A 14,802-nucleotide genomic window follows, 5' to 3' on the forward strand; every position below is an offset into this window, starting at 1 on the left:
TCGTCTATTTGCGCAACAGGCGCAACCCATTGAACACCACCAGCAGGCTGACGCCCATGTCGGCGAACACCGCCATCCACATGGTCGCCATGCCGAGGAAGGTTACCGCAAGAAAGATCGCCTTGATGACCAGGGCCAGGGCGATATTCTGCTTGAGGATAGCCGCAGTCTGCCGTGAAAGGCCAATGAAAGCCGGGATCTTGCGCAGATCGTCGTCCATCAGGGCGACATCGGCGGTCTCGATGGCCGTGTCGGTACCGGCCGCCGCCATGGCGAAGCCGATCTCGGAGCGGGCCAGGGCCGGTGCGTCGTTGATGCCGTCGCCGACCATGCCGACCCGGTGCCCCTTGGCGTACAGGTCTTCGATGGCCTGCAACTTGTCGGTCGGCAGCAGGTCGCCACGCGCTTCGTCGATGCCCACCTGGGCGGCAATCGCGTTGGCGGTGTGCGGGTTGTCGCCGGTCAGCATCAGGGTCCTGATACCCATCTCGTGCAACTGGCGGATGGCTTCGCGGCTGGAGGCCTTGACCGTATCGGCAACGGCGAACAGTGCCAGCGGGCCGGAACGGTCGAGCAGCAGCACGACGGTCTTGCCCTGTTTCTCCAGGGCGAAGAGTTTCTCTTCCAGTGCCGGCGAGCACAGGCCGAGGTCTTCCACCAGACGGTGGTTGCCCAGGTGATAGCGCTGGCCGCCGATTTCACCCCGCACGCCGCGTCCGGCCAGGGCTTCGAAGGCCTCGACTTCCTGCAGCGGCAGTTGCTTGTCCTGGGCATCCCGGGCAATCGCCTGGGATACCGGGTGATCGGAACGGACCGCCAGGCTGGCGGCGATAGCCGGCGCGGATTCGCTCAGCAGCGGGTCCAGGGGCAGGAAGTCGGTCAGCACCGGCTTGCCGTGGGTGATGGTGCCGGTCTTGTCCAGGGCCAGGTAATCCAGCTTGTGACCGCTTTCCAGGTACACCCCGCCCTTGACCAGGATGCCCTTGCGGGCCGCCGCGGCCAGGCCGCTGACGATGGTCACCGGCGTCGAAATCACCAGCGCACACGGACAGGCGACCACCAGCAATACCAGTGCCCGGTAGATCCAGTCGAACCACAGGCCGCCCAGGAACAGCGGTGGAATCACCGCCACGGCCAGGGCGAAGGCGAACACCGCGGGGGTGTAGATCTTCGAGAAGCTGTCGACGAAACGTTGGGTCGGCGCCCGCGCGCCCTGGGCCTGCTCGACCGCGTGGATAATCCGCGCCAGGGTCGAATTGCCCGCGACCGCCGTTACCCGGTAGTCCATGGAACCGGCCTGGTTGATCGTCCCGGCGAACACCTTGTCCCCGGGGTTCTTCTCGATGGGCAGGCTTTCGCCGGTGATCGGCGCCTGATCGACACTGGAACTGCCATAGACCACCTCGCCATCCAGGCCGATGCGCTCGCCCGGCCGCACCCGCACCAGGGCGCCCAGTGCAATGCTTTTGACCTCGCGCTCGACCCAGCTACCGTCTTCCTCACGGACAGTGGCTTGCTCCGGGGTCATCTGCATCAGGCCGCCGATGGCGTTGCGCGCCCGGTCCAGCGAACGGGCCTCGATCAGTTCGGCGATGGTGAAGAGGAACATCACCATGGCCGCCTCCGGCCATTGCCCGATCAGCAAGGCGCCGGTGACGGCGATGCTCATCAGGGCGTTGATATTCAGGTTGCGGTTCTTCAGGGCGATCCAGCCCTTTTTGTAGGTGGTCAGGCCACCGCTGAGGATCGACACCAGGGCGATGATCGCCACCACCCAGTTCGGCGCGGCGCCGGTGAAGTGGATCACTTCGGCGCCCAGCGCGCCCAGCCCGGAAACGGCCAGCGGCCACCAGGATTTCCTGGCCGCAGGTGCACCCACGGCTTCGCTGCCCTCTTCCAGCGGGTCGGCCTGCATCCCCAGCGACTTGATGGCCTCGACAATCGGCGCGGTCGACGCCAGGTCGTGGGTCACGCCGAGAATGCGGTTGATCAGGTTGAATTCCAGCTGCTGCACACCCGCCAGCTTGCCGAGCTTGTTCTGGATCAGCGTCTGCTCGGTCGGGCAGTCCATCGCCTCGATACGGAAACGACTGAGCCGGGCCGTAGCGCTAGTGGTGGCGCTGAGCTTGATCAGCGCCGGCGCCTCGGCAGCGCCCGAACAGCAGCTGTGCTGATGCACGGCCTTCGCCGACGAGTGGTCATGAGCATGATCGTGGCTGTCGCCATGCTTGTGCGCGTGACCGGCATCAGCCGGCGCAGCCGCTTTGCCCGAGCAGCAGGCGTCCTGCTGGTGCACGACCTTTACCGACGAGTGGTCATGGGCGTGATCGTGGCTGTCGCCATGCTTGTGCGCGTGATCGGCATCAGCCGGCGCAGCCGCTTTGCCCGAGCAGCAGGAGCCCTGCGGTTGCACGGTTTTCACCGAGCCATGGACATGCTCGTGGTCGGTGTCGGTCTTGCGATGGATATGAATGGAGTCGCTCATGGGTGCGTCCCTGAAGGTGCTTGTTGCCAAGTGAACACCCTGTAGCCACTATAGGGTCAAGCACCCTTTTCGGAGATCGAACGATGAAGATTGGCGAACTGGCGAAACTCACCGACTGCCAGGTGGAAACCATCCGTTATTACGAGAAGGAAAACCTGCTGCCGGAACCGGCACGTAGCGAGGGCAACTATCGCCTGTATACCCAGGCCCACGTGGAACGCCTGACCTTTATCCGCAACTGCCGCAGCCTCGACATGACCCTGGAGGAGATCCGCAGCCTGCTGAACCTGCGGGACAGTCCGCAGGATCAATGCGAAAGCGTGAATGCGCTGATCGACGAGCATATCCATCACGTCAAGGCGCGCATCGACGGGCTGCTGGCGCTGCAGGCGCAACTGCTCGACCTGCGCCAGCGTTGTGGCGAAGGGCCGGATGTCGATCAGTGCGGGATCCTGCAGCGGCTGGAAGTCAGCGGCAGCGTGCTGCCGGCTGAAGAGCATTCACATGTCGCGAGAAGTCACGGCCATTAGGGCCTCTTCGCGGGCAAGCCCGCTCCCACAACGGCGCAGGACCTGTGAAGAACGGCGCAGGACCTGTGGGAGCGGGCTTGCCCGCGAAGAACGATAACGCGGTCCCAAGCCAGGCTCAGACCGCCATCGGCGCCGTCATCGGCGCATGGTGCTGGTAGCCTTCCAGGGAGAAGTCCCCCGGTTCCACCCGCTCCAGCCATTCCGGCTGGTACACGCCAGTCTTGGCGAACTCCGGCACGCGCTCGGAAATCACCAGCTTCGGCATCGGGAACGGCTCGCGGGTGAGCTGTTCGTTGAGCATGTCCAGGTGGTTTTCATACACATGGGCATCGCCGATGAAGTAGGTGAACCAGCGTGGCGTATAGCCGGTCAGGCGACCGATCAGGCTCAGCAGCGCCGCGCCCTCGGTCAGGTTGAACGGCGTGCCCAGGCCCAGGTCGTTCGAACGGATGTAGAGGGTCAGGGAAATCTCCCGGGTCTCCACGTTCGGGTGGAACTGATACAGCAGATGGCACGGCGGCAGGGCCATTTCATCCAACTGCGCGCAGTTCCAGCCGTGGAACAGGATCCGCCGGCTGCCCGGGTCCTTGATGATGGTGTCGACGCACTGGCGCACCTGGTCGATGGCCTTGTACAGCACCACATAGGCCTGGCCGTTTTCCTCGCCCTCGGCGATCTGCCGGTAGCCCTGGCTCAGGGTCTGCTCGATGGCGGCGCGATTAGCGGTCGGGATCTGCTTGTACGCCGGCCACTTGCGCCATTGCACACCGTAGATCTCGCCCAGGTCGTCATCGCCCTGGCGGAACGGGTTGGCCAGCCACTGGGCGTTTTCGTTGGCGTTCTGGTCCCAGACCTTGCAGCCCAGTTCGCGGAACTCGGCGGCGTTGTTGACGCCACGGAGGAAACCACACATCTCGCCGATGGCGGACTTGAAGGCCATCTTGCGGGTGGTGATCGCCGGGAACCCTTCCTTCAGGTCATACCGCAGCATCGCCCCCGGAAAGCTGATGGTGTTCACGCCGGTACGGTTGGCCTGCTTGGTGCCGTTCTTGATGACGTGGGCGACCAGATCGAGATATTGCTTCATGAATTACCTGCATCCTTGAATACGGGGCCCGCGGGCCCCGATCCGAATTTAAAGCGCGGCGTCTTTCGTTGCCGGAGTGGTCGAGGCGCGGTGATAGGCGAACCACAGCAGCGCCAGGCCGCCGATGATCATCGGCAGGCTGAGGATCTGCCCCATGGTCACCCAGCCGAATGCCAGATAACCGAGCTGCGCATCCGGGACCCGGACGAACTCGACGATAAAACGGAAGATCCCGTAGAACAACGCGAACATGCCGGAAACCGCCATGGTCGGCCGCGGCTTGCGCGAGAACAGCCAGAGGATCACGAACAGCGCCACGCCTTCAAGGGCGAACTGGTACAGCTGCGACGGATGGCGCGGCAACTGCGCCGGGTCGCTGAACGGCGGGAAGACCATCGCCCACGGCACGTCGCTCGGCTTGCCCCACAGTTCGGCATTGATGAAGTTGCCGATACGCCCGGCACCCAGGCCGATCGGCACCATCGGCGCGACGAAGTCCATCAGCTCGAAGAATGACTTGCCGTTACGTCGACCGAACCACCAGGCGGCCAGCATCACCCCGATGAAACCGCCATGGAACGCCATGCCGCCCTTCCAGACCTCGAAGATCAGCGTCGGGTTGGCGATATAGGCCGACAGATCGTAGAACAGCACGTATCCCAGGCGTCCGCCGACGATCACCCCCATGGCGAGCCAGAACACCATGTCGGAGAGTTTTTCCTTGGTCCAGGTCGGGTCGAAACGGTTCAGGCGCCGGGAGGCCAGCAGCCACGCACCGCCGATGCCGACCAGGTACATCAGGCCGTACCAGTGGATTTTCAGCGGACCGATGGCCAGGGCCACCGGGTCAATCTGCGGGTAAGGCAGCATTGCGACTCCTCGATAGAGTAGAAAATTCAGGGTCCGTGCGGTGTATCGGCGCCCGGACCGGCGGGCCATGTTGCGGCTCGCGCATTAAGCCAATATTGCGCCCGGAAGACTGAACCGGACCTGAGACTCAGATCAGGAATTTTATCCCGACACAGAACAATAGCCCGGCAAACAACCGCTTGAGCAACAGCGGCGATAACTTGTGCGCCAACTGCACGCCGAAACGGGCGAAAAACATACTGGTCAGGGCGATGCCGAGCAAGGCCGGCAGATAGATAAAGCCCAGGCTGTGGGGCGGCAGCAACGGATCGTGCCACCCCAGGATCATGAAGCTCAGGGCACTGGCCACGGCGATCGGCAGGCCACAGGCCGACGAGGTCGCCACCGCCTGCTGCATCGGCAGGCTGCGCCAGGTCAGGAACGGCACGGTCAACGAACCGCCGCCGATACCGAAAATCGCCGAGGCCCAACCGATAAAGCCACCGGCAACGCCCAGCCCGAGCTTGCCGGGAATCCCGCGGCTGCCCCTGGGCTTGAGATCCAGGGCCATCTGCGCGGAAACGATCAGCGCGAACACACCGATGATCTTCTGCAGGTTCGGCCCGGCAATCGCCTTGGCCGTCAGCGCGCCGAGGCCAGAGCCGAGCAGGATGCCCAGGGTCATCCAGGCGAAGATCGGCCAACGCACCGCGCCCCGGCGATGATGGCCGCGAATGGTGTTGAACGAGGTGAAGATGATGGTCGCCAGGGAAGTGCCGACCGCCAGGTGCGTGAGGATCGAGGTATCGAACCCCTGCAAGGTGAAACTGAACACCAGCACCGGCACGATGATGATCCCGCCGCCGACGCCAAACAGCCCGGCCAGCACGCCTGCGCATGCGCCCAGTACCAGATAGAGCAGAAATTCCATGGGTGCCCCCGAAACAAGACCGGCATGGTAACGGAAGCATGCCGCTCGTCTCTACTGGATGACGACGGACACCCTGCGTAGAGTGGGCAAAAACACAGAAGGACCACCTGATGTGCCTGATTGTCTTCGCCTGGCGCCCGGGCCATGCCCAGCCGCTGATCGTCGCGGCCAACCGCGACGAATTCTATGCCCGCCCCAGCCTGCCGCTGGCGCAATGGCCGGAAACACCGCAGGTTCACGCCGGACGCGACCTGGAAGCCGGCGGCACCTGGCTGGGCGTTGGCGCCGGCCAGCGCTTTGCCGCGCTGACCAATATCCGCAATCCCCATCAGCCGCCGGCCCGGCGCTCCCGGGGCGAACTGGTGGCTCGGTTCCTCGCGGGGGAAACGTCGATCGACGATTATCTTGCCGATATCTCCGCACGATCACCGGAATATGCCGGTTTTAACCTGCTGCTGGGTACGGCTGGAGAGTTGTGGCATTTCAACTCCCATGAGGCTCAGCCGCGCCAACTCGCGGAAGGCATTTACGGCCTGTCCAACGCGGGACTCGATACACCGTGGCCAAAGTTGCTGAAGGCCAGGGCGGCGCTGGCGCAGACCCTCGACGATCCCCGACCGGAGAACCTGCTCGCCTTGCTGGCCGACCCGCAGACCGCACCCTTTGCCGAACTGCCGGATACCGGCGTCGGGCTGGCGACGGAGAGCCTGCTGTCGAGTGTGTTTATCGCCAGCCCGAGCTATGGCACGCGAGCCAGTACGGCACTGATCGTCAATGCCGATGGCACGCGGCAACTGGTCGAGCGCAGTTTCGGGCCCTATGGCGGGCATCTGGGAGAGGTGGAACTAAAGGTCTGAAACACATCACGGGACTGACTGATCGTGCCCACGCTCTGCGTGGGTATGCAGCCCATGAAGCTCCGCGTCAGCTTCAAGAGCGGACGCAGAGCGTCCAGCGCGGCATTCCCACGCGGAGCGTGGGAACGATCATGTATGAAAAGTCTGACGCTTCCCTGTAGGAGCCGGCTTGCTGGCGATTGCGGCCGGGTCGGCGATACAAGGCTTGCAGGCCTCATCGCCGGCAAGCCGGCTCCTGCAAAGGACGCAGGGTCAGTCAGTGCTTGACCACCGGATTGGCCATCCGCGCGAGGCCGAGGTTTTTCAGTGCCAACTGCAAGGTACTGTGGATAACTTGCGGGTTGTCGATGGTCATCACCTGGGCCAGCAGTTCCTGGGACTTGCTCAGGCTGATCTGGCGCAGCATCCACTTCACTTTCGGCAAGTTGGTGGCGTTCATCGACAGGCTGTCGAAGCCCATCGCCATCAGCAGCACCGCTGCCGCCGGATCACCAGCCATTTCGCCGCAGATGCTCACCGGCTTGCCTTCGGCGTGGGCATCACGCACCACGTTCTGCAAGGCCTGCAGCACCGCCGGGTGCATGTAGTCGTACAGGTCGGCAACCCGCGGGTTGTTACGGTCAACGGCAAGCAGGTACTGGGTCAGGTCGTTGGAGCCGACCGAGAGGAAATCCACTTGCCGGGCCAGCTCGCGGGTCTGGTACACCGCTGCCGGAATCTCGACCATCACCCCCACCGGCGGCATCGGCACATCGGTGCCTTCGTCGCGGACTTCGCCCCAGGCGCGGTGGATCAGGTGCAGGGCCTCTTCCACTTCATGAGTGCCGGAGATCATCGGCAGCAGGATCCGCAGGTTGTTCAGGCCTTCGCTGGCCTTGAGCATCGCCCGGGTCTGCACCAGGAAGATTTCCGGGTGGTCGAGGGTTACGCGGATACCCCGCCAGCCGAGGAACGGGTTGTCCTCGACGATCGGGAAGTACGACAGCGACTTGTCGCCACCGATGTCCAGGCTGCGCATGGTCACCGGTTGCGGGTGGAACGCCGAGAGCTGTTCGCGATAGATCGCCAACTGCTCCTTCTCGCTCGGGAAGCGCTGGTTGATCATGAACGGCACTTCGGTGCGATACAGCCCGACACCTTCGGCGCCACGCTGTTGCGCACGGGCCACATCCGCCAGGAGGCCGGTGTTGACCCACAAGGGCATGCGGTGACCGTCGAGGGTCACGCAAGGCAGCTCGCGCAGGGCATCGAGCCCCTGGGACAGCTGGCGTTCCTCTTCGACGACACTGGCGTATTGCTTGCGCAGCAGCTCGCTCGGGTTGGTAAACACCTCGCCACGGGCGCCGTCGACGATCATTTCGATCCCGTCGACCTTGGAATACGGCAGGTCCACCAGGCCCATCACCGTCGGGATGCCCATGGCCCGGGCCAGGATAGCGACGTGGGAGTTACCGGAACCGAGGACCGACACCAGGCCCTTGAGCTTGCCTTCCGGCACCTCGCCGAGCATGGCCGCCGTCAGCTCCTCGCTGACCATGATGGTGTTGTCCGGGTAGACCATTGCCTGCTGGCGTTCCGACTGCAGGTAGGCCAGCAGCCGGCGCCCCAGGTCCTTGACGTCCGAGGCCCGCTCGCGCAGGTAGGCGTCGTCCATCAGCTCGAAGCGATTGACGTGGTCGGTGACCACCTGGCGCAGCGCGCCCTGGGCCCACTGGCCGGTCTTGATGATATTGGTGACTTCACTGCCCAAGGACGCATCGTCGAGCATCATCAGGTAGACGTCGAACAAGGCGCGCTCTTCCGGGCGCAACTGGGTGGCGAGCTTGGCCGACAGGGTGCGCATGTCGCTGCGCACGCCTTCGATGGCGGTCTTGAACAGCGCCAGTTCGGCATCGATATCGCTGACCGCCTTGTCCGGCACCACATCCAGGTCCGCCGGCGGCAGCATGACCACCGCCGTACCCACCGCGGCACCGGGCGACCCCGGCACACCGATGAACTTGGCTTCCTGGATGCCCTTGCCTTCACGCCCCAGGCCGCGGATCGAACCGGTGGCCTCGGCATGGGCGATAACGCCGGCGAGCTGGGCGCTCATGGTCACCAGGAAGGCTTCTTCGCCCTCGTCGAACTGGCGACGCTCCTTCTGCTGGATGACCAGTACGCCGACGACGCGGCGGTGGTGAATGATCGGCGCGCCGAGGAAGGAGGCGTAGCGCTCCTCACCGGTTTCGGCGAAGTAACGGTAGCGCGGGTGGTCAGCGGCGTTTTCCAGGTTGAGGGGCTCTTCGCGCGTCCCCACCAGACCGACCAGGCCTTCGTTCGGCGCCATGCTGACCTTGCCGATCGAGCGCTTGTTCAAGCCCTCGGTGGCCATCAGCACAAAGCGGTTGGTCTCGGGGTCCAGCAGATAGACCGAGCAGACCTGGCTGCCCATGGCCTCTTTGACGCGCAATACAATAATCCCCAACGCCGCCTTGAGATCCTTGGCGGCGTTAACTTCCTGGACGATCTTGCGCAGCGTATTGAGCATGGCTCGGGGTCGAACTCCGTGTCAGTCGCGCGCTAAAAGGCGCGGGGCAAGCTCTTTGAGCGCGCGACGATAAACCTCGCGCTTGAATGTCACCACCTGGCCCAACGGGTACCAATAGCTGACCCAGCGCCAGCCATCGAACTCCGGTTTACCGGTCAAATCCATCCGCACCCGCTGCTCGTTGGAGAGCAGGCGCAGGAGAAACCATTTCTGTTTCTGGCCGATGCACAGCGGTTGGCTGTGGGTACGCACCAGGCGTTGCGGCAAACGATAGCGCAACCAGCCCCGGGTACAGGCCAGAATTTGCACATCCTCGCGTTCCAGGCCGACTTCTTCGTTCAATTCGCGATACAAAGCCTCTTCAGGCGTTTCGTCCGGATTGATTCCGCCTTGCGGAAACTGCCATGCATCTTGATTGATCCGGCGTGCCCACAGGACCTGACCAGCATCATTCGTCAGAATTATCCCGACATTAGGACGGAAACCATCGGGGTCGATCACGGCAACCACCTCGCAAACGCATGTCGTCGCATTGTTCCACAAAGGTTGTGAAAGCAGCAACGAGCCTTCCTACCTTATGTGCACTCTTGTGAAAAGACCGTATTCTGGAGACCTTTTTACAGGCTTTTCAGCGAGTAACCGCAATGCGTCTGGCTTTATTCGACTTGGACAACACACTTTTGGGCGGCGACAGCGACCACGCCTGGGGCGATTACCTGTGCGAACGGGGAATTCTCGATCCGGTGGCCTACAAGGCGCGCAACGACGAGTTCTACCAGGATTACCTGGCCGGCAGGCTGGACAACGCCGAGTACCTGAACTTCTGCCTGGAAATCCTCGGCCGCACCGAGATGGCCCAGCTGGACGAGTGGCACCGCGACTACATGCGCGACTGCATCGAACCCATCGTCCTGCCCAAGGCACTGGAACTGCTGGCACGCCATCGCGATGCCGGCGACAAGCTGGTCATTATCACCGCGACCAACCGTTTCGTGACCGGGCCGATTGCCGCACGCCTGGCGGTCGAGACCCTGATCGCCACCGAGTGCGAGATGCTCGACGGTCGCTACACCGGCCGCAGCACCGACGTGCCGTGCTTCCGCGAAGGCAAGGTGACGCGCCTGAACCGCTGGCTGGAAGAGACCGGGCACAGCCTGGAGGACAGCTACTTCTATAGCGACTCGATGAATGACCTGCCGCTGCTGGAGCAGGTGAGCCATCCGGTGGCGGTGGATCCCGATCCGAACCTGCGGGCCGAGGCCGAGAAGCGCGGCTGGCCGGTGATCAGCCTGCGCGGCTGATATTGCTTTCGCGGGCAAGCCCGCTCCCACGGGTTCTGCGCACTGCATAACGATTGCGCGCAGCCCGAGTCCGATGTGGGAGCGGGCTTGCCCGCGAATGAGGCCAGCAAGGCCCGCTCCGCCCTCAAGGACGCCTTCGCTGGCAAGCCAGCTCCCACAAGTTCTGCGCACTGCATAACGATTGCGCACGGCACGAGTCCGATGTGGGAGCGGGCTTGCCCGCGAATGAGGCCAGCAAGGCCCGCGTCGCCCTCAAGAACGCCTTCGCTGGCAAGCCAGCTCCCACAAGCAGCCAGCTCCCACAGGTCCCGCGTCAGACGGGCTTGGCGCCCATCAGGGCGGCGATCGCGACAAAACACAGGGCACCGAAGATCGCCAGCGCCAGGGTGAATTTCGCATTGCCGGAAACATCACCCCGACGCAGGCGGTTGAGCCGCACCACCAGCCACGCCCAGGCCAGGCAACCGACGGTGTAGAGCACGCTGGAGCCCAGCAGCCAGGTCTGGCCCAGGGGGAAACCGCCCAGGTGCACCAGCCACCAGCCGCTGACCGGCTGTACCACCAGGCACAGCGCCATCAGCCACCAGGCCAGGGCCCAGGGCATTTTCAACAGCCGGCCCGGGATCGTCGCATCCCCGCGCCGACGCCCGCGCCAGAACCAGATGGCCACGGCCAGGGCACTGCCCAACAGCAACACCGTGACCACACTGTGAAGCACTTTCAGGGCCGTGAAGGTTTCCATTTCGTCTTTTCCTTAAGCGTTGCCCATCAGCGTAGCAGCCATCCGTCGGGTTTCAGCCGAGAAACAGCTGGTAGGCCGGGTTATCACTTTCGTCCCAGTACGGGTAGCCGATTTCCGCCAGCGCAGCCGGCACCAGGTGGCGTTCTTCGGCCGGCACCTGCAAGCCGGCGACCACCCGCCCATCGGCGGCGCCGTGGTTGCGGTAGTGGAACATCGAGATGTTCCAGCGCCCGCCGAGCTTGTTGAGGAAGTTGAACAGCGCGCCCGGACGCTCGGGGAACTCGAAACGCAGGACGATTTCATCGCTGACCCGCGCCGCATGACCGCCGACCATATGGCGGATATGCAGCTTCGCCAGCTCGTTGTCGGTCAGGTCGAGGACCGGGAAGCCCTGCCCGGTCAGGCTCTCGATCAGGGTGCTGCGTGGATCGTTGTCCGGATGGGTCTGCACGCCGACAAAGATATGCGCTTCGCGACCGGTGTGGTAACGGTAGTTGAATTCGGTGATCTGCCGCTTGCCGATGGCCTCGCAGAAAGCCTTGAAGCTGCCCGGCTGTTCGGGGATGGTCACGGCGATGATCGCTTCACGCCCCTCGCCCAGCTCGGCGCGCTCGGCGACATGGCGCAGGCGATCGAAGTTGACGTTGGCCCCGGAGTCGATGGCGACCAGGGTCTGTCCGCTGACCTTGCGCAGTTCGACGTACTTCTTGATCCCGGCCACGCCCAGGGCGCCGGCCGGCTCGGTGATCGAGCGGGTGTCGTCGTAGATGTCCTTGATCGCCGCGCAGATTTCGTCGGTGCTGACGGTGATCACCTCGTCGACGTAGTCCTTGCAGATATCGAAGGTGTGCTGGCCGATCTGGGCCACCGCCACGCCATCGGCGAAAATCCCTACAGTAGGGAGGACCACCCGCTCACCGGCGGCCATGGCCTGCTGCAGGCAGTTGGAGTCGTCCGGCTCGACACCGATCACCTTGATCTCCGGGCGCAGGTACTTCACATAGGCCGCGATGCCGGCAATCAGGCCGCCGCCGCCGACCGGAACGAAGATCGCGTCCAGCGGACCCGGATGCTGGCGCAGGATTTCCATCGCCACGGTTCCCTGCCCGGCAATGGTGTGCGGATCATCGTAAGGGTGGATGTAGACGTAGCCCTTTTCCTCGACCAGTTTCAGCGAATAGGCCAGCGCTTCCGGAAAGGAGTCACCGTGCAGCACCACCTTGCCGCCACGGGAACGCACGCCTTCGACCTTGATTTCCGGGGTGGTCTTGGGCATCACGATCGTTGCCTTGACCCCCAGCACCTTGGCCGCCAGGGCCAGGCCCTGGGCATGGTTGCCGGCCGATGCGGTGACCACGCCGCGCGCACGCTCTTCATCGCTGAGCTGGGTCAGCTTGTTGTAGGCACCGCGAATCTTGAAGGAGAACACCGGCTGCAGGTCTTCACGCTTGAGCCAGACCTGGTTGCCCAGTCGCTCGGAAAGCTGGCGGGCGGTCTGCAACGGGGTTTCCACGGCGACATCGTAAACGCGCGAGGTGAGGATCTTCTTGACGTACTGTTCGAGCATCGGAAAGCATCGCTGGCGGGTTGGGCAGGGACCGACGAGTCTAACCCAGCGCTTGCGACAACGACCACAGGGATCCTGCGGTTTTGATCGCCCCTTTGCAGGGCCCGCGCTTATAATGCCGGCCTTTCGCCTACCCCCTGCCCGCTTCCGGAGCCCGCATGACCCAGGATCAACTCAAACAGGCCGTGGCCCAAGCCGCCGTCGACTTCATCCTTCCCAAGCTCGATGACAAAAGCATCGTCGGCGTGGGCACCGGCTCCACCGCCAACTGCTTTATCGACGCACTGGCGCAACACAAGGGCGCCTTCGACGGCGCGGTCGCCAGCTCCGAAGCCACTGCCGCGCGCCTCAAGGGCCACGGGATTCCGGTGTACGAGCTCAATACCGTCAGCGACCTGGAGTTCTACGTCGACGGCGCCGATGAAAGCGACGCGCATCTGAACCTGATCAAGGGCGGCGGTGCGGCACTGACCCGCGAGAAGATCGTCGCGGCCGTGGCCAAGACCTTTATCTGCATCGCCGACGGCAGCAAGCTGGTACCGGTCCTCGGCGCCTTCCCGCTGCCGGTGGAAGTGATTCCGATGGCCCGCAGCCACGTGGCCCGCCAACTGGTGAAGCTGGGCGGCGACCCGGTATACCGCGAAGGCGTGCTGACGGACAACGGCAACATCATTCTCGATGTGCACAACCTGCAGATCACCAACCCGGTGGAGCTGGAAGCGCAGATCAATGCGATTGTCGGCGTGGTCACCAACGGCCTGTTCGCCGCGCGTCCCGCGGACCTGCTGCTGCTGGGCACCAGCGAAGGCGTGAAGACCCTCAAGGCCTGAAACGCGTCACCCTTGCGGGAGCCGGCTCCCGCAAGGGTGATATCAGGGTCTAGTCCTGTGTGCGCTTGAAGACGTAGAACAGGTTCGGCTCGCTGACCATGTACACGGTCCCTTCCTCGTCCATGGTCACGCCCTCGGCGCGGGGAATGGTATTTTTCAAGCCGTTGAAACCGCCCAGCAAGGTCATGAAACTGACCTGTTCGCCCTTCTCGTCCAGCTCCAGCAACAGATGCGAGTCTGCCGACAACGCCAGCATATGGCGGGTCCGCGGATCGATCGCTAGCGCGGAAATATTGCGCATGGCCAGTTGATCGCTCGGCAGCTTCCGCTTCTCGCCGAACACCTGGATACCGTCGCTTTTCAGGCTGAACAAGGCCGGTGGCCGCTCTTCGCCCAACAGGATCTGCTGGTTGGCGGCGTCCCAGACCACGGCCTCGAAGGCCTTGTTCTGGTTCTTCGACGGGCCCAGGTCGTGCTGCTGGAAATCCTTGATGTTCAGTTCACGGGTATTGGCATCGACGGTGACGATGGTCAGGGTATGCATGCGCTCGTCGACGATCGCCATGCGCTCGCCTTCAAGCACCGTCACGGCTTCGGGATTGTTCCAGCCGACCAGCGGGATCTTGCGCAGGACATCGCCTTGCAGGGTCAGCTCGACCAGGAACGGATTCTTGCCCATGACCGAAAACAGCGTTCTGGTACGCGGGTTGTAGCTGACATCGGAAGCTTCGTCCTTCTCCATGCCCGGCAGCAGCTTGGCGTCGATCACCGCGCGATAACCCGGCAGCCAGATACTGTCCTTGCGCTCGGCCGGAGTTTCAAAACGCTCCTTGACCCACAGCACGCCGCGGTCCTCCCAGTGCATCGGCACAGACACGCCGGCACCGATCACGACCACCAGCAACAGCCAGTAATACCAACGCAACGCGAAACGGGAACGACGGGCGGAAGGCGAAGCAGGGGGCGATTGGGAGGCCATGTGAGGGCTGTTTCCTGATTTTTATGACGTTTGGACAACACACTGTAGGCAAGGCACAACGACCAGCCGGGAAATTATCCAGACAGGATGTGAAAAAAACGGCAAAAGGCAGGA

13 protein-coding genes are annotated in these 14,802 nt (G+C 63.5%); 4 read left to right on the forward strand and 9 right to left on the reverse strand.

Annotated features, from left to right (window positions below):
• Positions 1-4 precede the first annotated feature (4 nt).
• Entirely contained in the window at positions 5-2,485 is a 2,481-nt protein-coding gene (locus tag HX881_RS24585) for a heavy metal translocating P-type ATPase (RefSeq protein ID WP_218171771.1), read from the reverse strand.
• A gap of 83 nt (positions 2,486-2,568) precedes the next feature.
• Here HX881_RS24585 and cadR point away from each other — a divergent pair, with 83 nt between their 5' ends.
• Entirely contained in the window at positions 2,569-3,015 is a 447-nt protein-coding gene (gene cadR / locus HX881_RS24590) for a Cd(II)/Pb(II)-responsive transcriptional regulator (protein ID WP_017124912.1), read from the forward strand.
• 115 nt (positions 3,016-3,130) lie between these two features.
• On the opposite strand, the gene HX881_RS24595 is transcribed toward cadR, so the two are convergent.
• The 3 genes from HX881_RS24595 to HX881_RS24605 form a co-directional block, all read right to left on the reverse strand.
• Entirely contained in the window at positions 3,131-4,102 is a 972-nt protein-coding gene (locus HX881_RS24595; RefSeq protein ID WP_017124913.1) for a thymidylate synthase, read from the reverse strand.
• 48 nt (positions 4,103-4,150) lie between these two features.
• Positions 4,151-4,972, reverse strand: a complete 822-nt coding sequence (gene lgt, locus HX881_RS24600) for a prolipoprotein diacylglyceryl transferase (protein ID WP_177087112.1) — start codon at positions 4,970-4,972, stop codon at positions 4,151-4,153.
• Between the two features lie 127 nt (positions 4,973-5,099).
• Complete coding sequence (locus HX881_RS24605; RefSeq protein WP_177087114.1) at positions 5,100-5,882, reverse strand: sulfite exporter TauE/SafE family protein; 783 nt, start codon at positions 5,880-5,882, stop codon at positions 5,100-5,102.
• Positions 5,883-5,992: 110 nt separating this feature from the next.
• On the opposite strand from HX881_RS24605, the gene HX881_RS24610 reads away from it, so the two are divergent.
• A complete protein-coding gene (locus tag HX881_RS24610; RefSeq protein ID WP_177087116.1) occupies positions 5,993-6,739 on the forward strand; it encodes an NRDE family protein in 747 nt (248 codons plus the stop codon).
• Between the two features lie 256 nt (positions 6,740-6,995).
• Here the strand turns inward: HX881_RS24610 and ptsP are convergent, their stop codons facing one another.
• Both ptsP and HX881_RS24620 read right to left on the reverse strand, forming a co-directional pair.
• Positions 6,996-9,269, reverse strand: coding sequence for a phosphoenolpyruvate--protein phosphotransferase (gene ptsP / locus HX881_RS24615; protein ID WP_017124917.1), 2,274 nt, complete (start codon positions 9,267-9,269; stop codon positions 6,996-6,998).
• 21 nt (positions 9,270-9,290) lie between these two features.
• Entirely contained in the window at positions 9,291-9,770 is a 480-nt protein-coding gene (locus HX881_RS24620; protein WP_042934836.1) for an RNA pyrophosphohydrolase, read from the reverse strand.
• A 143-nt stretch (positions 9,771-9,913) separates the two neighbouring features.
• Here HX881_RS24620 and HX881_RS24625 point away from each other — a divergent pair, with 143 nt between their 5' ends.
• A complete protein-coding gene (locus HX881_RS24625; protein ID WP_017124919.1) occupies positions 9,914-10,570 on the forward strand; it encodes a histidinol-phosphatase in 657 nt (218 codons plus the stop codon).
• Between the two features lie 313 nt (positions 10,571-10,883).
• On the opposite strand, the gene HX881_RS24630 is transcribed toward HX881_RS24625, so the two are convergent.
• Positions 10,884-11,312: a DUF2269 domain-containing protein gene (locus tag HX881_RS24630; RefSeq protein ID WP_017125377.1), complete on the reverse strand. Its 429-nt coding sequence runs from the start codon at positions 11,310-11,312 to the stop codon at positions 10,884-10,886.
• A 52-nt stretch (positions 11,313-11,364) separates the two neighbouring features.
• Entirely contained in the window at positions 11,365-12,879 is a 1,515-nt protein-coding gene (ilvA, locus tag HX881_RS24635; protein ID WP_177087118.1) for a threonine ammonia-lyase, biosynthetic, read from the reverse strand.
• A 158-nt stretch (positions 12,880-13,037) separates the two neighbouring features.
• Between ilvA and rpiA the strand changes: the two genes are divergently transcribed.
• The gene (gene rpiA, locus HX881_RS24640; protein ID WP_177087120.1) at positions 13,038-13,709 is read left to right on the forward strand and encodes a ribose-5-phosphate isomerase RpiA; all 672 of its coding nucleotides are present in this window, start codon (positions 13,038-13,040) and stop codon (positions 13,707-13,709) included.
• A gap of 49 nt (positions 13,710-13,758) precedes the next feature.
• Here rpiA and HX881_RS24645 read toward each other — a convergent pair whose 3' ends face one another.
• Positions 13,759-14,688, reverse strand: a complete 930-nt coding sequence (locus HX881_RS24645; protein ID WP_017125379.1) for an SdiA-regulated domain-containing protein — start codon at positions 14,686-14,688, stop codon at positions 13,759-13,761.
• Positions 14,689-14,802 lie beyond the last annotated feature (114 nt).

This window comes from Pseudomonas gingeri (genome assembly GCF_013386115.1).
Lineage (GTDB): Bacteria > Pseudomonadota > Gammaproteobacteria > Pseudomonadales > Pseudomonadaceae > Aquipseudomonas > Aquipseudomonas gingeri.

Coding starts and splice junctions, on each gene's coding strand:
- HX881_RS24585 (WP_218171771.1), bottom strand. CDS start 2,485: ATGAGCGACTCCATTCATATCCATCGCAAGACCGACACCGACCACGAG.
- cadR (WP_017124912.1), top strand. CDS start 2,569: ATGAAGATTGGCGAACTGGCGAAACTCACCGACTGCCAGGTGGAAACC.
- HX881_RS24595 (WP_017124913.1), bottom strand. CDS start 4,102: ATGAAGCAATATCTCGATCTGGTCGCCCACGTCATCAAGAACGGCACC.
- lgt (WP_177087112.1), bottom strand. CDS start 4,972: ATGCTGCCTTACCCGCAGATTGACCCGGTGGCCCTGGCCATCGGTCCG.
- HX881_RS24605 (WP_177087114.1), bottom strand. CDS start 5,882: ATGGAATTTCTGCTCTATCTGGTACTGGGCGCATGCGCAGGCGTGCTG.
- HX881_RS24610 (WP_177087116.1), top strand. CDS start 5,993: ATGTGCCTGATTGTCTTCGCCTGGCGCCCGGGCCATGCCCAGCCGCTG.
- ptsP (WP_017124917.1), bottom strand. CDS start 9,269: ATGCTCAATACGCTGCGCAAGATCGTCCAGGAAGTTAACGCCGCCAAG.
- HX881_RS24625 (WP_017124919.1), top strand. CDS start 9,914: ATGCGTCTGGCTTTATTCGACTTGGACAACACACTTTTGGGCGGCGAC.
- HX881_RS24630 (WP_017125377.1), bottom strand. CDS start 11,312: ATGGAAACCTTCACGGCCCTGAAAGTGCTTCACAGTGTGGTCACGGTG.
- ilvA (WP_177087118.1), bottom strand. CDS start 12,879: ATGCTCGAACAGTACGTCAAGAAGATCCTCACCTCGCGCGTTTACGAT.
- rpiA (WP_177087120.1), top strand. CDS start 13,038: ATGACCCAGGATCAACTCAAACAGGCCGTGGCCCAAGCCGCCGTCGAC.
- HX881_RS24645 (WP_017125379.1), bottom strand. CDS start 14,688: ATGGCCTCCCAATCGCCCCCTGCTTCGCCTTCCGCCCGTCGTTCCCGT.